Raw genomic sequence first — 18,401 nt, 5'->3', positions numbered from 1 at the left:
TTCCATGGGTATTATTATACCAAAAACATGCTTAAAAATCACCTTTTTCCTACTGAAACTAAAGGAAAAATAGAAAAAGGAGGCATGGCCTCCTCATCTGATTATTTACTGTTTCGCGCTTCTTCCAAAATCTTTGCAATTTTTGTCGTCAAAAGATCGATAGCAACTGTATTGCTGACTCCCTCAGGAATGACGATATCGGCATAACGCTTAGTCGGCTCTATAAACTGGTGGTACATAGGTTTGACCACACCTAGATATTGGTCAATCACGCTATCCAGACTACGGCCACGCTCTTCCATATCACGCTTGATCCGACGAATAATACGCACATCATCATCTGTATCCACAAAAATCTTGATATCCATCAAATCGCGCAGACGCTTGTCCTCCAAGACCAAAATCCCCTCAACGATAAAGACATCCTGAGGCTCCTGACGATAGGTCTTGCTACTCCGTGTATGTTCTGTATAGTCATAAGTCGGGATGTCCACTGGGCGCCCTGCCAACAATTCCTTAATCTGCTCGATCATCAGGTCTGTATCAAAGGCAAATGGATGGTCGTAATTGGTTTTGACACGCTCTTCAAAGGTCAAGTGAGACTGATCCTTGTAGTATGAATCATGCTCAATCATGGAAATCTTTTCATCAGGAAAGTGCGATAAAATGGCTCTTGAAACACTTGTTTTTCCTCCACCAGAACCACCTGTCACTCCGATAATGATTGGTCTATTTTGCATGCTATCCTCCGTTTTTTTATCCGTCGTCTATTCTATCACATTTTTAGCAAAAATTATAGTCTGATTTGGATAGATTATGGGAAACAAATCCATCCCCACACTCTAGTTAGACTAGCTAAAAACTTTCCTTGGTTTGTAGAGATTGCCCCTTTTTTCTAGAATAGCTAGCAATGTATCTCCCTCAAAGGCAGCCAATTTTTGGTCTGTTTGGTCTAGCTCGATAAAACGACCAAAGCGCACTTCTATAGCCTCTTCTGGAGTTAGGATAACTTTGACAAGGTCCCCCGTACCAATCTCTAGAGGATGGAGAAAGTCCAGTTGACCAGCCTCCACTTTTTCAGCAATTTCGTCCAAGGTAAGAGCATCCTCCAGTTGTAACCCTGCAGCACTAGTCCGTGTCAGATGGGACATATGGGCCGCATAACCAAGCTTCTCTCCCAAGTCAACTGACAAGGTACGGATATAAGTCCCCTTACTGCATTTCACACGAAATGTAAAACGTGCGAGGTGATCGTCATAAGAAATCGAACTAGTCCGCTCAAATTGATAAATAGTCACCTGACGTTCTGGACGCTCCACTTCCTGACCAGCACGCGCATACTCATAGAGCTTGCGACCATTAACCTTGACAGCCGAATACATAGGCGGAATCTGGGTAATAGGTCCGGTCAGACTCGCAATCGCTTCATCGACAATGGTTTCATCCAAGGGAGACAAAACGGGTGTCTCTGCGACCACTTCTCCGCTGGCATCCTCAGTCGTCGTTGAATAACCAAGAGTGATTTCCCCCTCATAGACCTTACCCTCATCCTGCATAAATTCGACCATGCGGGTTGCCTTGCCAACTGCAATGGGCAAAACACCCACAACATCAGGATCTAAGGTACCTCCATGACCGATTTTCTTGGTTCCCAAAATCTTACGCAGCTTAAAAACTGCATCATGCGAGGTCATGCCCGCTTCTTTTTTTAAGTTGATAATACCGTTCATGTGTTGCTTTCTAGTTTCCCTTTCACTTCTATTCCTCATTGTTTAAATCAATTTTTTTAATATCATATAAATCCTCAGAGTAAAATGGTTTACCCGACTCAATTGGTAAAATATATTCAAAATTATCATCCTTTTCAAGCTGTTTATATTTTCCATTAACAACCGAAAAGTAGTCAGCATTTATGTTGTAATATCCATCTGGAAAGCTTGAAAAATCAATATCTCCTAGTTCCAATAGGTTGCTTTTGCTAAGTGTTAAATGCGAGCAAAGTGCTCCCTCCTTCATAAAGTCTTTAACAGAAAGAGTCGCATATCCTCTAAAAGCTTGTTTTTCTTTACTGAATGAATTTTGATTTTGAAGAGCCTTTTCTTTTATTAAAGGAGTTATCCTATATGAATTTGATATTTTAAAACCAGGGCTAGCTAATGGCTGTTCTTTATCATCAATAACTACTATATCATATCCTTTCTTTTGTATTGTACTTTCTACAGCTGATTTAAAATCATTCAGAACTGTCTGAGCTTCTTGGCTCGATGCAGAAAGCCTCAAGAATTCTTTAAAACCATAATTCTCATTAATGAAACTGACCTGTGTTAATTTTTGACGAATGTACTTAGCACCTACTTGGATAGTCATTCCATTATCCGATACATCAAAAATACTAATATCTGAAACGTTACTATCTATTTCTACTCTTTTAAGAGCAACATCATAATTCATTCCCCTAGAAGAATAAAACTCTTTTAATTGTTGAACTTTAGCATTATTTCTAAAGTGGGTTTGAATTGTATTTCCTATAAGTGGAGAAAAAATCCCAATCAAAAATAGAATAAGTAACTTACGACTTAATTTTGGATTATAGTCTTCCTTTTGATAAATCCAATCTAAATACGGAAATAAAAATAATGAAAAAATGAAACTCCAAAGGTCAATATCTTTTATAAAGTCAAAGGAAACAATCATTTTAAATCTTAGCAAAAATATCAGAAAAATTGCTAAAAAAATATTTCCAACCAATAGGAATGCAATGATGCGTTTCGATTCATTTTTTGCTTTTCGCACGTAAGATATACCCACCAGAAGATTAGCCAAAAAACTAATTCCATAACCGAATATAGTTGGAATCAATCCAAAAATAGCAAATAATAAATTATATCTTGAGTCAGTATCGCCTACGCCTTCAATATTTAAAAGACCATATAGGAGATTAAGAAAAAATACAACTAATGGTAAATAAGCAATATAAATTTCCGAGAATTTCAAAGATTTTTTCATAGGAACTCCTGTTTTTAAGGTAATCTCACTCGCCCTTCAGCGCTTCAAATTTCGCTTTCATAGTTGGATTTTTTCGGGTCAATTTTTTAACTGAAACATCTTCCAATTTGTTATTAGCGAGACGGAGTTGGTTTTCGGATGTGGTTAGGAATTTCTTAACCTCTTCCATGCGTTTGATAGCCTTGTCGATTTCATCGATAGCTTTACCAAAGTTGGTCGAAGCAGAGTTGTAGTTTTTGGCAAAAGCTACTTTGAAGGCATCCAAGTCTTCTTCAAAATGTGTAATATCGATATTTTGCTCTCGAACCAAGGCCAATTCTTGTTTGTATTTTAGGGAATTAAGCGCTGCATTACGCAAGAGACCAATCAACTGGATAAAGAACTGAGGACGAACCACATACATCTTTTCATACTCGTGGCTGACATCAACAATCCCTGTATTAAAGTAGTCGTTATCTGCTTCTAGCATGGTCACCAGAACCGCATATTCGCAGTTTTTCTCCCGACGGTCCTTGTCCAATTCCTTGTAGAAGTCCGCATTCTTGTGCTTCTTCTCTGTTCCGTCCGCTTCATTTTTCATCTCAAACATGATGGAAATGAATTCTAGACCATTTTCATCAAAATCACGGAAGATAAAGTCCCCCTTAGACCCACGTGCAGAGAGCTTGTTATCCTTCTCAAAATAGGCATTTGGAAAGGCGAAACTACGTACCTTGTTAAACTCACTCTCTGCATACTGTTCAAGACTTTCTCCAATGGCTTTTGTAGATTGTTGAGCCTTGAAATTCTTGTAGAATTCGACCTGTTCACTGGCAGCCTTAAGCTGGGCTTCGTAATTTTGCTTAACAGAAGCCAAAGACAGCTCATTTTCCTTTTCTTGCAAGAGGAGCTGGTTTTTGACCTGATCACGCTCTCTTTCTAAATCAGAAAGGGTCTTTTGCAGTTGATTTTCATGCTCCAAACGCAAGGTGGCCAATTGGTTTTCCAAGGCCTGTAGTTCCTTGTCCTTTGCCAATAAAGCCTGATGACTTGTCTGTTCAACTTCTTTCTTGGCCAACTCTTTCTCTGTATCAAAGTTTTGGATTTGACTCTGCAGTTGCGCAATTTCTTGGTCTTTTTGAGCCAGTTTAGTCTGTTGCTCATTCATAGCCTTTTGCTCAGCCAAGGCCAGCTCCTGCTTCATTCGATCGTGTAATTCCTTATCAAACTCAGCTGTTCTCACTTGGGATAAAAGTTCAGCATACTGGCTCTCATTTACTGTAAAGACTTCCCCACAGTTGGGACATTTGATTTCGTTCATAACTTTCCTCTTTCTAGACTTCTGTAACCATTATATCATGCCTGAGGGAAAATCAAAAACAGTGAGTCGAAACCCACTGTTTATATCTTTTACTTTAAATTTTTTCCAAGGCCAAACGCAAATCTTCAATCAAATCCTCTACATTTTCAAGACCAATAGACAAGCGGATTTGGTTTGGTGTAACACCTGCTGCTTCTAGGTCTTTTTCTGACAACTGACCGTGAGTGGTTGTCGCAGGATGGACAACAAGAGATTTGGCATCTGCTACGTTTGCAAGGTCAGAGAAGATTTCCAGATTATCAATCACCTTGCGGGCTTCTGCCTCTCCGCCTTTAACATGGAAGGTAAAGATTGAACCAACACCTTTTGGCAAATATTTCTCAGCCAAAGCATGATAAGGACTGTCAGCTAGTTTTGGATAATTTACCTTCTCTACCTTAGGATGGTTGACAAGGAAATCAACAATTTTCTCTGCATTTTGCACATGGCGTTCGACACGAAGAGAGAGAGTTTCAAGCCCTTGGAGCAAGAGAAAGGCATTAAATGGTGACAAGGCAGCACCTGTATCACGAAGCAATTGAACACGAACAGCGATGATAAAGGCTGCTGCACCCACATCCCGAGTATAGCTCAAGTTATGGTAGCTCGGATCTTCCTCAACAAATTGAGGGAATTTCCCTGACGCTTCCCAATCAAAACGACCACTGTCCACGATGACACCGCCAATAGTCGTACCATGCCCACCAATAAACTTAGTTGCTGAGTGAATGGCAATATCTACACCGTGAGAGAAAACGTTAATCAAATATGGTGTGGCAAAAGTGTTGTCTGAAACGAGAGGAATCTGGTGTTTATGCGCAATCTCAGCCAATTTTTCCAAGTCAGGAATGTTAATCAAGGGATTCCCCAAGGTTTCAATCAAGACAAGTTTGGTATTGTCACTGATAGCTGCTTCAACTTCCTCCAAATTATCCACATCTACAAAGGTAGTTGTGATTCCATAACGAGGAAGGGTTTCTTTCAAGAGGTTGAAGGTCCCACCGTAAATAGTTGACGCAGCCACCACATGGTCACCTGCGTGAGCAAGCGCCAAAATAGTGTAGGTTACAGCAGCCATACCTGATGCTGTCGCTAGTGCTCCAACACCACCTTCAAGAGCAGCGATTCTTTCTTCAAATGCCGCTGTTGTAGGGTTGGTAATACGAGTATAGATATTGCCTGGTTTTCTCAAGGCAAACAGATCTGCACCTTCCTGCGTGTCATCAAAAACGAAGGATGTTGTTTGATAAATCGGTACTGCACGAGATTTGGTCGCTGGATCCACTACTTGCCCAGCATGTAATTGTAGGGTTTCAAATTTAAAATTACGAGTCATAAGACGACCTCCAAATAGCTTCATTACGGATATTGTACCATCTTGGGCTAGTCTTTTCCAATACCGTTTTTCTATATTTTGCTATAAGGAACAACTATGACTAGTCTTACATTTCAAACAAAAAAGCACGATTAACTCGTGCCCGTTTTTTAATCTACATAAGTATCTTCATTTTTATTGAGGAAGGCGTAAGGCAAGCCCATCAAGAGACCTCCTCCGATAAAGTTCCCGACAAAGGTTACACCCCAGTGACGAAGAATATTAGGTATGTCAAAGTTAGCAATTGAATCAGCTGCAACACTGAACTTAACAATCGCAAAAGAAGCAAAGTTCGCAGCAATGTGTTCGTTTGTTAAGAATACAAACATGTAAATTGCTGACAAAACAAGACAAAGTTTGGCCCCACCATCTTTCACCAAAACAAATGAAAGAATGGCAATGTTTACAAAGATATTGGCTAAAATACCTTCAAGTAAGACTAGCTCATTGGAACGACCTAACTTCATCTCTACAACCCCTGAAATGAAACTATCGTGAGTCAGATGTGCATAGGCTGCCGAATGAGCAAAGCCCCAACCTGCTATCAAAGCACCGATAAGGTTGAACAAGGTACAGTAAAGTAAAATCTCAGTTGTTTTTCTCCAAGAGATTTTTTTCAAGAAACTACCAGCTGTCAAGAACATCATGTTGGAAGTGACCAACTCAGCATTCAAGAAAACAATGTAGGCCAATCCCCAAGCAAAAACAAATGGGAAGAGAAAACGTCCACTACCTGGAGCGATCTTATTAATCAAGTCAGCCCCAACTGCACCCGCAGCTGTACTAAATGTTAGAAAAGCACCTGCAAACATAGAACGAATCGCATATTTGAATTTGCTTTGACTATAAAGACTTTCTTTCTTCTTACAAGCAAATTCAATCTTTGAGATAAATTCTGAAGAGACCATAGAAAACTCCTAAAACTTTTTATTTGTGATAATTATAACATATTTTTAGTTTTCTAGAAAGCGTTTTCTGCAAAAATCTAAAAATTTTGTTTCAACTATTTCACATATAATACTCCTCATTCTTTCTCTTAGAGATTTTCCAACATCTACTTTTCTTTATATAAAAACCAGTAAAACAAATGGTTTCACTGGTTTTTTTCAAACTTAATATCGTTGTCTATACGGTTGATTAAAGGCCTTCAAAATATCTTCAGATGTATCCGAATAGGCTTTTGATTCTTTAAAAATCCCTTTTACAATAATTCGTTCGGTTGCATCATAGTCTACACAGGTTACCAAGGTGATTTCTTTCACGCCATCACGATCTTCGATTTCATCTACACGGTCTGGTGTAACACGTTTTACTTCTGTAATCTCATAAGTATAAACTTTATCCTTATCCGTCAGATAAATTTTCATACCTGCTTTGGCATTGACCAAAGGTGAGAAGAGCATTTGACTGGCATTTTCAGCAGTAAAGATATGGTGACTGGCTAGAGAATAGTTCCCTTCTCCCATTTTTTGATCTGGTTTCATGGTCCCTGCTCCATAGAACAGGTTTACATTATCCAAACCTTTAAAAATCGGTAAGTTTATCTCCACTTCAGGAATAGCAATCCCACCGATAACTGGAAGCTTTTGGGCATCCCATTGTGAAGCAAGAACAGCTTCAGATGAAATGGACTTTACAGAGTCAAAATCAAAATTCCCTTCGGATTTCAGGTTTTCATCAATATTTTCCTTGGTCACTTGATTGACTTGGTATTTATTGGTATTCCATACCAAAAAGAGATCACGAATCTTTGAATTAAAAATCAAAGCTAGCGATAAAAGAATTAAGAAACCCGCTAAAATATTGATAAATAGATTTCTGCGCTTATTTTTCTTACTCTTTTTATTTTTCGTTCTTCTATGAGACATTATGCTTCACCTTCTGTTTCAATTTCAGTCCCAACTTCTTCTTTTTCTGCCGCAGCAACCGTTGTAAAGGTCACAATATTAGCATCCTGATCTAGACGCATCACCTTAACTCCCATAGTTGAGCGTCCAGTTTGTGAAATATTGGCAACGTTTGTACGGATCATGACACCTGTATCTGTGATAATCATCAGGTCTTCATCCCCCTTAACAGTGAGGAGACCTGCCAGAGGACCATTCTTCTCAGCAACATTGGCTGTCTTCATCCCTTTACCACCACGGCCTTTGGTAGGATATTCCGTAGCAAGTGTACGTTTACCATATCCTTTTTCAGTGATGATAAGAACCTCATCTTGGTTTGTAATCACACTAGCACCAACTACTGTGTCTCCCTCACGAAGATTGACTCCTCGAACACCTGTCGCGATACGACTCATGCCACGAACAGCTGATTGATTAAAGCGAACAGCATAACCAAACTTGGTACCAATGATAATATCTGTATCTTCTTCTGTCAGCAAGACATTAATCAATTCGTCTTCATCCTTGAGATTCAAGGCTTTAAGTCCATTTTGACGAATATTAGCGAACTCTTTAACACTGGTTCGTTTCACGATACCGTGACGAGTTGTAAAGAAGAGATAGGCGTCATCACTACGTTCAGACTCAACGTTGATGATGGTCTGAATACTCTCACCTTCGTCCAACTTCAAAAGATTAACAACTGGCAAGCCCTTAGCGGTACGACCGTATTCAGGGATTTCATAACCTTTAAGTCGGTATACGCGCCCTTTATTGGTAAAGAAGAGCAAATGATCATGGGTGCTGGTTGAAACCAACTCACGCACAAAGTCATCATCCTTAACTCCCGTACCTTGAACTCCACGGCCACCACGTTTTTGTGCGGTAAACTCACCTTGGTCCAAACGTTTGATATAGCCCTTGTTAGATAGGGTAATCAAGACATCAGTTTCTTCAATCAAATCTTCATCTTCAAGAGTTAAGACTTCTCCAATCATCAACTCCGTACGACGCTTGTCTCCAAACTTGCGTTTAACTTCGTCCAATTCCTCTTTGATAATTTGAGCCACGCGCTCAGGTTTGGCAAGAATATCAGCCAAATCTGCAATCAAGGCAATCAACTCATCATATTCAGACTGAATCTTATCACGTTCCAATCCTGTCAAACGACGAAGACGCATATCAAGGATAGCTTGACTTTGGCGTTCAGAAAGCTTGAACTTGCTCATCAACTCAGCTTGCGCTTCCGCATCCGTTTCACTAGCACGGATAATACGAATCACTTCATCAATGTGATCCAGAGCGATTAAAAGACCTTCTAAGATGTGCGCACGCGCTTCTGCTTTTTCCTTGTCAAAACGAGTACGGCGAACAACCACTTCTTTTTGGTGCTCGATATAAGCATCCAAAATTTGACGAAGGGACAAGATTTTTGGCACGCCATTTTGAATCGCCAACATGTTGAAACCAAAATTGGTTTGCATCTGGGTCATCTTGAAGAGGTTGTTAAGGATAACGTTGGCAGAGGCGTCGCGTTTAACCTCGATTACAAAGCGAACGCCTTCACGATTGGACTCATCACGTACAGCTGTAATGCCCTCAATTCGTTTTTCTTGCACCAAACGAACGATATGCTCATGGACCTTGGTTTTATTGACCATATAAGGAAATTCTGTTACCACGATGCGCTCACGTCCTGTCTTAGTCGTCTCAATCTCCGTTCGAGAACGGAGGACAATCGAACCCTTACCAGTCTCATAAGCCTTATGGATACCTGATTTCCCCATGACAAGGGCACCAGTTGGAAAATCTGGACCAGGCAAAACTTCCATCAAGTCCTTAGTAGTCACATCTGGATTGTCCATGACTAGCTTCACTGCATCAATGGTTTCACCCAGGTTGTGAGGAGGAATGTTGGTAGCCATCCCAACAGCAATCCCAGTTGCCCCATTGACCAAAAGATTTGGGAAACGAGCTGGCAAAACCAAGGGTTCACGTTCGTTAGCATCGTAGTTGTCTACGAAATCAACTGTGTTTTTATTGATGTCACGAAGCATTTCAAGAGCAATCTTGCTCATACGTGCCTCAGTGTAACGCTGCGCAGCGGCACCGTCTCCATCCATAGAACCAAAGTTTCCATGTCCATCGACAAGCATATAACGGTAGCTCCACCACTGAGCCATACGAACCATAGCTTCGTAAATAGAGGAATCTCCATGTGGGTGGTATTTACCCATAACATCCCCTGTAATACGGGCTGATTTTTTATGAGGTTTGTCTGGTGTAACACCTAGTTCATTCATTCCGTAAAGAATACGACGATGAACAGGCTTTAAACCGTCTCGAACATCAGGAAGAGCCCGCGCAACGATAACACTCATGGCGTAATCGATAAAGCTGGTCTTCATCTCCTTTGTCAGATTGACATTCACTAAATTTCTATCCTGCATTAATAAATGCCTCATTTCACTATTAGTAATTAGATATATTATACCATAATTTGTCCTTCATTTCAGTCTTTGAAAACCACTAAAACGTTTACATCTATAACCGAATAGAATATTCGTGACAAAGCTTTTTAAAAGTGATAGAATGAAAGTGTCTGGGGATTCCCCTAAAAAAAAAATGAAGGAGATGTTTAGATAATGACTTCAACTAAACAACACAAAAAAGTGATCCTTGTTGGTGACGGTGCCGTAGGTTCATCTTACGCTTTCGCACTTGTTAACCAAGGAATTGCACAAGAGCTTGGAATTATCGAAATTCCACAATTGCACGAAAAAGCTGTTGGTGATGCGCTTGACCTTAGCCACGCCCTTGCCTTCACTTCACCTAAAAAAATCTATGCTGCTCAATACTCTGACTGTGCAGACGCTGACCTTGTTGTTATCACTGCAGGTGCTCCTCAAAAACCAGGTGAAACTCGTCTTGACCTTGTAGGTAAAAACTTGGCTATCAACAAATCAATCGTAACACAAGTTGTTGAATCAGGTTTCGATGGTATCTTCCTTGTTGCAGCTAACCCAGTTGACGTTTTGACTTACTCAACTTGGAAATTCTCTGGATTCCCTAAAGAACGTGTTATCGGTTCAGGTACTTCACTTGACTCAGCACGTTTCCGTCAAGCACTTGCTGAAAAATTGGATGTTGATGCTCGTTCCGTTCACGCCTACATCATGGGTGAACACGGAGATTCTGAATTTGCGGTTTGGTCACACGCTAACATCGCTGGTGTAAACCTTGAAGAATTCCTTAAAGATACTCAAAACGTTCAAGAAGCTGAATTGATTGAATTGTTCGAAGGTGTTCGTGACGCTGCTTACACAATCATTAACAAAAAAGGAGCTACCTACTACGGTATCGCAGTAGCACTTGCTCGTATCACAAAAGCAATCCTTGATGACGAAAATGCAGTACTTCCACTTTCAGTCTTCCAAGAAGGTCAATACGGTGTTAAAAACGTCTTTATCGGTCAACCAGCTGTTGTTGGTGCACACGGTATCGTTCGTCCAGTAAACATCCCATTGAACGATGCTGAAACTCAAAAAATGCAAGCATCTGCCAAAGAATTGCAAGCTATCATTGATGAAGCATGGAAAAACCCTGAATTCCAAGCAGCTTCTAAAAACTAATGAAAAGAAGGTTCTCAAATATGGGAACCTTTTTTCTTTTACTGTAAAGGCTTAAACCCTATTTTTCAAAAGACTACTTATCTCAGAAGTTATATATCATATCAAAGACTCAGTTGAAAAACACCTAAATTTATACATATATAACTAAAGAAATGAAATCAACAGTGGTAGATATCATGAAGAAATATTCGTCTTTGGCCCCTTTTTGCCCCCTATACACAAAAAAAGCCTATTGACCAAGCTAGAAAGCTTGATACAATAGGCTTTTTGAAAATTCATTATTTAACAGCGTCTTTAAGAGCTTTACCAGCTTTGAATGCTGGAACTTTAGAAGCTGCGATTTCGATTTCTTTACCAGTTTGTGGGTTGCGACCTTTACGTGCAGCACGTTCACGAACTTCAAAGTTACCAAAACCAATCAATTGAACTTTTTCACCAGCTGCAAGGTATTCAGTTACTGCTGCAAATACAGCATCAACTGCTGCTGCTGAATCTTTCTTAGTTAAGTCTGTAGCTTCTGCCACTTTAGCGATCAAATCTTGTTTGTTTGCCATGTTAACAAATCCTCCAAATAATTTCTGATTAACAAATATAATCATATCCTAAAATTGCCCATAGGTCAAGTCAAAAACACCATTTCAAACATTTTTCTCTATTTTTTTAGGAATTATAGCGGATTAGAATTGCCCAAGCATTCTCTCCAGTATGAGTTTGAATAATAGAGCCAGTTTCCAGTACAGAGATTGGTTTCTCAACATAGGCTTGCAATAAACTCTTCATCTCATTTGCCCATTCATTCGTTCCAGCATAGGAAATTCCAATTTCTGCAACTGATTTATGAGTAAGGGCCACCGTTAACTCTTCAAGCCATTTTTTGAAAGTTTTTGCACCACGTCCTTTGACGATTGGTTGGAGTTCGTGGTTTTTCATCTGCATCACTACACGAATATTTAATAGTGAGCTTAATAGTCCCGTCACACGTCCAATACGCCCACCTTTCACTAGGTTTTCTAGAGTCGAAACACCGATATAAAGCTCTGTGTGATTCTTCACTTCTTCTATACGTGCTAGAATAGTTTCTAAATCTTTACCCTCTTTAGCAAGTTTTGCAGCTTCAACAACTTGAAACTTCATAGCCTGATCTGTAAAGGAACTATCAATAACCGTCACATCAGAACTTGAGAGACTTGCGCCTTGGCGAGCAGCTTCAACAGTCCCGGACAAGGCACGAGACATATGAATAGCAACAACCTGACTGCCATCTTTTCCTAGCTCTTCAAAGACTTCAGCAAACACTCCTACTGGAGGTTGACTCGTTTTAGGGAGATTCTTGCTTTGTTGCATAAGATGAAGGAATTCCCCCTCTTTTAGATCAGCATCTGAGTAGAGTACGCCATCAATCATAACTGATAAGGGGACAATAGTGATATTTAATTCTTTAACTACTTCTGGTTCGATAGTAACAGAAGAGTCCGTTACAATTTTTACTTGTGTCATAAGTTCAATCTTTCTATTCTTCTCAATAGGATTGGGATTTTTCACTCTTATTATATCAAAAAAATGATAAAAAATCATAAGTAATCCAATTAAAAAAACTGAATTTTTGGTATAATCTATCTATAGAAAAGCGAGGAACAGCTATGATTCGAAAAGTTCAACCGATTATTACGATTATATTTGGAGCAGCTATCTATGCCTTTGGTCTCACCTACTTTGTTGTTCCTTATCATCTATTTGAGGGAGGGGCGACAGGTATCACCTTGATTACCTACTATCTTTTTAAAATCCCTGTCTCATTGATGAATCTCTTAATCAATATTCCTTTATTTATTTTGGCTTGGAAGATATTTGGTTCCAAGACCCTCTACTCCAGCCTTCTGGGTTCTATTTCTCTCTCTATTTGGCTCGCAATCTTTGAGCGTATCCCCTTGCAGTTTGATTTACAAGGTGACCTCATCATCGTTGCTTTAGTCTCAGGGGTTTTACTGGGAGTTGGTTTAGGAATTATCTTTAATGCTGGTGGAACAACTGGTGGTTCTGATATCGTTGCCCGTATCCTCAACAAGTACACCAATCTTTCGATTGGGAAATTGCTTTTTGGAATTGACTTTTTCATTTTAATGTTAATTCTGCTTATTTTCCAAGATCTCCGTCTTGTGACCTATACTCTCTTGTTTGACTTCATCATCGCTCGCGTTATTGACCTGATTGGCGAAGGGGGATACGCTGGTAAAGGATTTATGATTATTACTCAATATCCTGACCAACTGGCTGATAAGATTAATGAGGAGCTTGGACGTGGTGTGACCTTTATATCTGGTCAAGGTTATTACAGTAAGAAAGATTTAAAAATTATTTACTGTATCGTCGGTCGGAACGAAATCGTCAAAATGAAGGATATGATTCACCAAGTCGATCCTCAAGCCTTTATCACCATCACAGAGGCCCATGAAATTCTGGGTGAAGGCTTTACTTATGTGAAAGATTAAAAAGCTGGGATTTCCCAGCTTTTATTTTTCTTCTGCGAGAGTTGAATGGCGGAACCCATAAGTAAAGTAAATGACTAGACCAACTACAAGAGCAATGCCAAAGGCAATCCAGGTATCTAGACTATATTGAAGCATAAAGGAAACACAGATAAGGATGGAAAGGATTGGCAAAAGTGGTACCAAAGGAGTTTTAAACTCTCCTTTTTTGGGCATACCCTTATCTTTTCTGAGTTTTATTATTCCGTAGGCTAGTAAAATGAGATAAGCTAAGGTACAGATATTTAAGAAGGCTGCAATACTGGCTAGAGGAAACACTCCGGCAGCAAGGGCTGAAGCAACTCCTGTTAAGAGAGTCGCATTTTTAGGAACGCGACTAGTCTTGCTTAATCGTTTAAAACTTTGAGGTAAAAGTCCATCACGTGCTAAGCTATAAATCATTCGAGACAAAGCATAAGTCATGGAAATACATACCGTTATCAGGGTGAGAATGGCTACAAGCGAAACATAGTTGGCTGCCCAACCGATACCAATACTCCGTAATGAAAATGCTACTGCATCGTCCACATTGAGCTTACTATAGTGAACAATCCCTGTCAATACTAAGGTCACCAAAGCATAGAGAATAGTGACGATTGTCAGAGAAAGGACAATTCCGCGAGGAATATTTTTTTGCGGGCTTTGGATTTCATCAACTGCCATGGAAATAGACTCAAATCCGAGAAATCCAAAGAACATCAAAGATGCACCTGCCATAATCCCAGTGCTTCCTCCATAAATCTGGCCAAAGCCAAAAGGAGCAAAATTCGACCAATTTTCAGGCTTGATGTACCAAATACCAACTAGGATAAATAAGGCTAGAGCAGAAAATTTCAAGATTACTAGAAGCGAATTAAAGCGTAAGGCTGCCTTGGAATTTAATAAAACCAATCCCGTTACCAAGGTAAGTACTAGAATAGGTAGAAGATCGATATAGGTTCCCTGTTCAGGATTAAAGGTTCCATTCAAGGCTTGGGGCATGGAAATACCATAATCACTGAGTAAGCCCTTAAAGTAAGCTGCCCAGCCAGACGCCACACCTGAAACAGCCGTCATGAATTCCATGATGGTCAACCAGCCAGCAATCCAGGCTGGCAATTCTCCCAAAATCGCATAGAGATAACTATAAGCACCCCCAGTTGCAGGTACACGAGAGGCAAATTCTGCAAAAAAGAGAGCTGATAAAGAAACACATAAGGCAGAAATCACAATGGAAATCACTAGTGAGGGACCAGCTAGAGTAGCCGCTGCTGTTCCTGTAATGGTGAAAATCCCCGTCCCTACCATGGCACCGATTCCCAATAAAATCAAATCCCACAATTTCAAATGGCGACGCATCTCTGTCTGTCTCAGACTAACATCCTTGGTTCTAAAAATATTCATACTTCATCTCCACTAAATGTAATTGTTTTATTTTACCATATAAAAGCATTTTTGTGAATATTTATTAGATTCTTTTTTGAAAAAAATCTGAACAGGAACTCTTCCTGTTCAGATTCTGCATATTCTTACCCAACAGAACCTTCCATTTCATAGCTAATCAAGCGGTTCAGCTCAACCGCGTATTCCATTGGAAGTTCTTTAGTGAAGGGTTCGACAAATCCCATGACAATCATCTCGGTTGCCTCAGATTCTGACAAACCACGACTCATGAGGTAGTAGAGTTGTTCTTCTGAAATCTTAGATACCTTGGCTTCGTGCTCCAAAGCAACTTGCGAGTTATGAATTTCATTAAATGGAATGGTATCAGATGCTGACAAGTCATCCATGATAATGGTATCACACTCGATGTGAGAAACAGATTTCTTAGAGTTCTTGTTGAAGGTTACTTGTCCACGGTAGTCCACCTTTCCTCCGCCTTTAGCGATGGATTTTGAAACAATAGATGAGCTTGTATGTGGAGCGTTGTGGATCATCTTGGCACCCGTATCTTGGTGTTGCCCTGCATTAGCAAAGGCGATGGAGAGCATGGTTCCACGCGCACCTTCTCCATCTAGGTAAACAGATGGGTATTTCATGGTTGTTTTGGCACCTAAGTTTCCATCAATCCATTCAACAGTCGCATCTTTCAAGGCTTTGGCACGTTTTGTTACCAAGTTATAGACATTATCAGACCAGTTTTGGATAGTTGTATAGCGCATGTAAGCTCCGTCCAAAGCAAAAATTTCTACAATGGCAGCGTGCAAGCTATTGCTTGAATATGTTGGTGCTGTACATCCTTCTACGTAATGGACGCTTGCTCCCTCGTCAACGATAATCAAGGTACGTTCAAACTGACCTGTATTTTCGTTATTGATACGGAAATAAGTTTGAAGTGGAATATCTACCTTGACACCTTTTGGCACGTAGATAAAGGTTCCACCAGACCATACTGCTGAGTTGAGGGCTGCCAACTTGTTATCTGTCGGCGGTACCAACTTCGCAAAGTATTGTTTAAACAAGTCTGGGTATTCCTTGAGTGCGGAATCTGTATCTGTAAAGATAATACCTAATTTCTGGAACTCTTCCTTCATGTTGTGGTAAACCACTTCTGACTCGTACTGGGCAGAGGCACCTGCTAGATAAGCACGTTCAGCTTCTGGAATCCCGATACGTTCAAAGGTTTCTTTGATTTTTTCAGGAACTTCATCCCATGAACGGGCAGGTTTATCAGAAGGTTTTTGGTAGTAGATCAAGTCATCAAAGTCAATCTCTGACAAGTCTGCTCCCCAAGTTTGCATAGGCATTTTTTTGAAGGTTTCATAAGACTTCAAACGGAATTCTAACATCCACTCAGGTTCTCCCTTAGCAGCTGATAATTCGCGAATGACTTCTTCGTTCAATCCTTTTCCTGTCGATAGGACAGGCTCTACATCGTCATGGAAACCAAATTTATATTCACCAAGGTCAATTGGTTTTGGTTCTACTCTTTCTTCAGCCATAATATCCTTTCTTTCATTCTTCATTTCTACTGATTCGTAAGACAAAAGAAACTTGTCTTATCAGTTATCTTGATTTTCAATTGTCTTCTTAAGGGCGTTCCAAGCTAGAGTTGCACACTTTATTCTTTGAGGGAATTTGGCAACACCTGATAAGAAGGCCGCGTCTCCAAGTTGGTCTTGACGCTTATCTTTTTGCCCTTGAACCATTTCAGAAAAAATAGTCGCAAGTTCTAAAATTTCTTGTTTGGTCTTGCCCACAACAGCATCTGTCATCATGCTTGCAGAGGCAGTTGAGATAGTACAGCCTGAGTTTAGAAAAGCGATATCCTCCAAGCGGTCCTCTGCATCAAACTTGACAGAGAGATTAATAACATCCCCACAGGTTGGATTGTTGAGACTGATTTGTTCAGCGTCTTCTAACTTCCCTTGGTGATGTGGATTTTTCGAATGGTCTGCTACCACTGCCATATAAAGGCTATCTAGTTTAGAAAGTGCCATTGAAAAACTCCTTTGTCTTTTGTAAGGCATCGACTAGTTTGTCGCAATCTGCCTTGGTATTGTAGATATAAAAACTTGCGCGAGCTGTTGCTGGGACATCCAAATACTGGAGCAAGGGTTGGGCACAGTGGTGACCCGCACGAACGGCTACTCCTTCATAATCCAAAGCAGTCGCAAGATCGTGAGGATGGAGTTCGCCTAGATTAAAGGCAATAACACCCGATCGTTGCGCCAAGTCTTGTGAACCATAAATAGTCAGTCCTTCAATTGCCTGCAGTTTTGGATAGACATATGCAATCAGTTCTTGTTCATGAGCTTCAATAGCATCCATACCAATCTTTTCTAGGTAATCCACTGCAGCAGCAAGTCCGATAGCACCTGCCATATTTGGAGTTCCAGCCTCGAATTTCCAAGGCAATTCCTTCCAACTAGCAGATTGCTCATAAACGAAATCAATCATTTCGCCACCAAATTCTACTGGTGACATTTGATTGAGATATTTTTCTTTACCGTAAAGAACACCAATACCAGTTGGACCAGCCATCTTATGACCTGAAAAGGCAAAGAAGTCCACATCCAAGTCCTGTACATCAATCTTCATATGAGGCGTAGACTGAGCACCATCCACCACCATGATGGCTCCAACTTGGTGAGCCATTTGCGTGATTTCTTTAATAGGATTGACCACACCCAGAACATTTGAAGCGTGAGCTAGTGAAACAAATTTGACCTTGTCAGTTAATTTCACCTGCAAGTCAGCCATATCCAGAGATCCGTCCTTGAGATAAACATAGACGAGCTCCGCTCCAGTCTTGCGGCAGGCCTCCTGCCAAGGAATGATATTGGAATGGTGTTCCATGACGGAAATCAAGACCTGATCTCCCTCAGTCAACACTTCTTCAGCATAACGTGCTACCCAGTTAAGACTGGTTGTCGTTCCTCTGGTAAAGAGAACTTCTTTTGTAGAGCCTGCATTGATAAACTTACGAATGGTTTCACGAGCCCCCTCATAAGAAGCAGTTGCTCTCTCTGCCAAGGTATGAACACCACGGTGAACGTTGGCATTTTCCTGCTCATAGTAGCGGTTGATTGTTTCAAGAACTGCTAGTGGTTTTTGTGTCGTCGCAGCATTGTCCAGATAGACCAGAGGTTCATCGTTGACAATCTGGTCTAAAATTGGAAAATCCTTGCGAATCGCTTCTACATCTAACATAGGCTT

At 40.3% G+C, this 18,401-nt stretch carries 16 protein-coding genes; 2 read left to right on the top strand and 14 right to left on the bottom strand.

What is annotated here, in order from left to right:
* Positions 1–101 precede the first annotated feature (101 nt).
* The 8 genes from udk to gyrA all read right to left on the bottom strand — a co-directional run bounded on the left by udk (position 102) and on the right by gyrA (position 10,056).
* Positions 102–740, bottom strand: a complete 639-nt coding sequence (gene udk, locus AC4ME5_RS00290) for a uridine kinase (RefSeq protein WP_001181376.1) — start codon at positions 738–740, stop codon at positions 102–104.
* A 111-nt stretch (positions 741–851) separates the two neighbouring features.
* A complete protein-coding gene (gene truB / locus AC4ME5_RS00285; protein WP_491799324.1) occupies positions 852–1,730 on the bottom strand; it encodes a tRNA pseudouridine(55) synthase TruB in 879 nt (292 codons plus the stop codon).
* A 28-nt stretch (positions 1,731–1,758) separates the two neighbouring features.
* Positions 1,759–3,006, bottom strand: coding sequence for a glutamyl-tRNA amidotransferase (locus tag AC4ME5_RS00280; protein ID WP_268704162.1), 1,248 nt, complete (start codon positions 3,004–3,006; stop codon positions 1,759–1,761).
* 25 nt (positions 3,007–3,031) lie between these two features.
* Positions 3,032–4,306 carry a DUF2130 domain-containing protein gene (locus tag AC4ME5_RS00275; protein ID WP_491799323.1) on the bottom strand — a complete coding sequence of 425 codons (1,275 nt, stop codon included), beginning with the start codon at positions 4,304–4,306 and terminating at the stop codon, positions 3,032–3,034.
* Between the two features lie 94 nt (positions 4,307–4,400).
* Positions 4,401–5,681 carry an O-acetylhomoserine aminocarboxypropyltransferase/cysteine synthase family protein gene (locus tag AC4ME5_RS00270; protein ID WP_491799322.1) on the bottom strand — a complete coding sequence of 427 codons (1,281 nt, stop codon included), beginning with the start codon at positions 5,679–5,681 and terminating at the stop codon, positions 4,401–4,403.
* Between the two features lie 149 nt (positions 5,682–5,830).
* The gene (locus AC4ME5_RS00265; protein WP_491799321.1) at positions 5,831–6,628 is read right to left on the bottom strand and encodes a formate/nitrite transporter family protein; all 798 of its coding nucleotides are present in this window, start codon (positions 6,626–6,628) and stop codon (positions 5,831–5,833) included.
* A gap of 204 nt (positions 6,629–6,832) precedes the next feature.
* Entirely contained in the window at positions 6,833–7,588 is a 756-nt protein-coding gene (locus AC4ME5_RS00260; RefSeq protein ID WP_045617298.1) for a class A sortase, read from the bottom strand.
* Complete coding sequence (gyrA, locus tag AC4ME5_RS00255) at positions 7,588–10,056, bottom strand: DNA gyrase subunit A (protein WP_491799320.1); 2,469 nt, start codon at positions 10,054–10,056, stop codon at positions 7,588–7,590. The genes AC4ME5_RS00260 and gyrA overlap by 1 nt, the downstream gene beginning before the upstream one ends.
* Positions 10,057–10,251: 195 nt before the next feature.
* Here gyrA and AC4ME5_RS00250 point away from each other — a divergent pair, with 195 nt between their 5' ends.
* Complete coding sequence (locus AC4ME5_RS00250) at positions 10,252–11,238, top strand: L-lactate dehydrogenase (protein ID WP_000204722.1); 987 nt, start codon at positions 10,252–10,254, stop codon at positions 11,236–11,238.
* A gap of 278 nt (positions 11,239–11,516) precedes the next feature.
* Here the strand turns inward: AC4ME5_RS00250 and AC4ME5_RS00245 are convergent, their stop codons facing one another.
* Together AC4ME5_RS00245 and AC4ME5_RS00240 are read right to left on the bottom strand one after the other, a co-directional pair.
* Positions 11,517–11,792 (bottom strand): HU family DNA-binding protein, encoded by a 276-nt coding sequence (locus AC4ME5_RS00245; RefSeq protein WP_001284630.1) that lies wholly within the window; start codon positions 11,790–11,792, stop codon positions 11,517–11,519.
* Between the two features lie 106 nt (positions 11,793–11,898).
* Positions 11,899–12,735: a DegV family protein gene (locus AC4ME5_RS00240; protein WP_084873241.1), complete on the bottom strand. Its 837-nt coding sequence runs from the start codon at positions 12,733–12,735 to the stop codon at positions 11,899–11,901.
* 143 nt (positions 12,736–12,878) lie between these two features.
* Between AC4ME5_RS00240 and AC4ME5_RS00235 the strand changes: the two genes are divergently transcribed.
* Entirely contained in the window at positions 12,879–13,727 is an 849-nt protein-coding gene (locus AC4ME5_RS00235; RefSeq protein ID WP_000619963.1) for a YitT family protein, read from the top strand.
* Between the two features lie 21 nt (positions 13,728–13,748).
* Here AC4ME5_RS00235 and AC4ME5_RS00230 read toward each other — a convergent pair whose 3' ends face one another.
* The 4 genes from AC4ME5_RS00230 to AC4ME5_RS00215 all read right to left on the bottom strand — a co-directional run bounded on the left by AC4ME5_RS00230 (position 13,749) and on the right by AC4ME5_RS00215 (position 18,395).
* Positions 13,749–15,146 carry an APC family permease gene (locus AC4ME5_RS00230; protein ID WP_491799319.1) on the bottom strand — a complete coding sequence of 466 codons (1,398 nt, stop codon included), beginning with the start codon at positions 15,144–15,146 and terminating at the stop codon, positions 13,749–13,751.
* Positions 15,147–15,271: 125 nt separating this feature from the next.
* The gene (sufB, locus tag AC4ME5_RS00225) at positions 15,272–16,684 is read right to left on the bottom strand and encodes a Fe-S cluster assembly protein SufB (RefSeq protein ID WP_000797057.1); all 1,413 of its coding nucleotides are present in this window, start codon (positions 16,682–16,684) and stop codon (positions 15,272–15,274) included.
* Between the two features lie 60 nt (positions 16,685–16,744).
* Positions 16,745–17,182 carry a Fe-S cluster assembly sulfur transfer protein SufU gene (gene sufU / locus AC4ME5_RS00220; RefSeq protein WP_045617306.1) on the bottom strand — a complete coding sequence of 146 codons (438 nt, stop codon included), beginning with the start codon at positions 17,180–17,182 and terminating at the stop codon, positions 16,745–16,747.
* Complete coding sequence (locus tag AC4ME5_RS00215; protein WP_220106843.1) at positions 17,169–18,395, bottom strand: cysteine desulfurase; 1,227 nt, start codon at positions 18,393–18,395, stop codon at positions 17,169–17,171. The genes sufU and AC4ME5_RS00215 overlap by 14 nt, the downstream gene beginning before the upstream one ends.
* Positions 18,396–18,401: the final 6 nt, after the last annotated feature.

The sequence above is a fragment of the Streptococcus sp. A69 genome (genome assembly GCF_058556195.1).
Note: the sequence above shows the minus strand (reverse complement) of the source record. Positions and strands in the feature narration are given on the sequence as shown.

Excerpts from the sequence above, each read along its gene's own strand:
- udk (WP_001181376.1), bottom strand. The coding sequence starts at position 740 with ATGCAAAATAGACCAATCATTATCGGAGTGACAGGTGGTTCTGGTGGA.
- truB (WP_491799324.1), bottom strand. The coding sequence starts at position 1,730 with ATGAACGGTATTATCAACTTAAAAAAAGAAGCGGGCATGACCTCGCAT.
- AC4ME5_RS00280 (WP_268704162.1), bottom strand. The coding sequence starts at position 3,006 with ATGAAAAAATCTTTGAAATTCTCGGAAATTTATATTGCTTATTTACCA.
- AC4ME5_RS00275 (WP_491799323.1), bottom strand. The coding sequence starts at position 4,306 with ATGAACGAAATCAAATGTCCCAACTGTGGGGAAGTCTTTACAGTAAAT.
- AC4ME5_RS00270 (WP_491799322.1), bottom strand. The coding sequence starts at position 5,681 with ATGACTCGTAATTTTAAATTTGAAACCCTACAATTACATGCTGGGCAA.
- AC4ME5_RS00265 (WP_491799321.1), bottom strand. The coding sequence starts at position 6,628 with ATGGTCTCTTCAGAATTTATCTCAAAGATTGAATTTGCTTGTAAGAAG.
- AC4ME5_RS00260 (WP_045617298.1), bottom strand. The coding sequence starts at position 7,588 with ATGTCTCATAGAAGAACGAAAAATAAAAAGAGTAAGAAAAATAAGCGC.
- gyrA (WP_491799320.1), bottom strand. The coding sequence starts at position 10,056 with ATGCAGGATAGAAATTTAGTGAATGTCAATCTGACAAAGGAGATGAAG.
- AC4ME5_RS00250 (WP_000204722.1), top strand. The coding sequence starts at position 10,252 with ATGACTTCAACTAAACAACACAAAAAAGTGATCCTTGTTGGTGACGGT.
- AC4ME5_RS00245 (WP_001284630.1), bottom strand. The coding sequence starts at position 11,792 with ATGGCAAACAAACAAGATTTGATCGCTAAAGTGGCAGAAGCTACAGAC.
- AC4ME5_RS00240 (WP_084873241.1), bottom strand. The coding sequence starts at position 12,735 with ATGACACAAGTAAAAATTGTAACGGACTCTTCTGTTACTATCGAACCA.
- AC4ME5_RS00235 (WP_000619963.1), top strand. The coding sequence starts at position 12,879 with ATGATTCGAAAAGTTCAACCGATTATTACGATTATATTTGGAGCAGCT.
- AC4ME5_RS00230 (WP_491799319.1), bottom strand. The coding sequence starts at position 15,146 with ATGAATATTTTTAGAACCAAGGATGTTAGTCTGAGACAGACAGAGATG.
- sufB (WP_000797057.1), bottom strand. The coding sequence starts at position 16,684 with ATGGCTGAAGAAAGAGTAGAACCAAAACCAATTGACCTTGGTGAATAT.
- sufU (WP_045617306.1), bottom strand. The coding sequence starts at position 17,182 with ATGGCACTTTCTAAACTAGATAGCCTTTATATGGCAGTGGTAGCAGAC.
- AC4ME5_RS00215 (WP_220106843.1), bottom strand. The coding sequence starts at position 18,395 with ATGTTAGATGTAGAAGCGATTCGCAAGGATTTTCCAATTTTAGACCAG.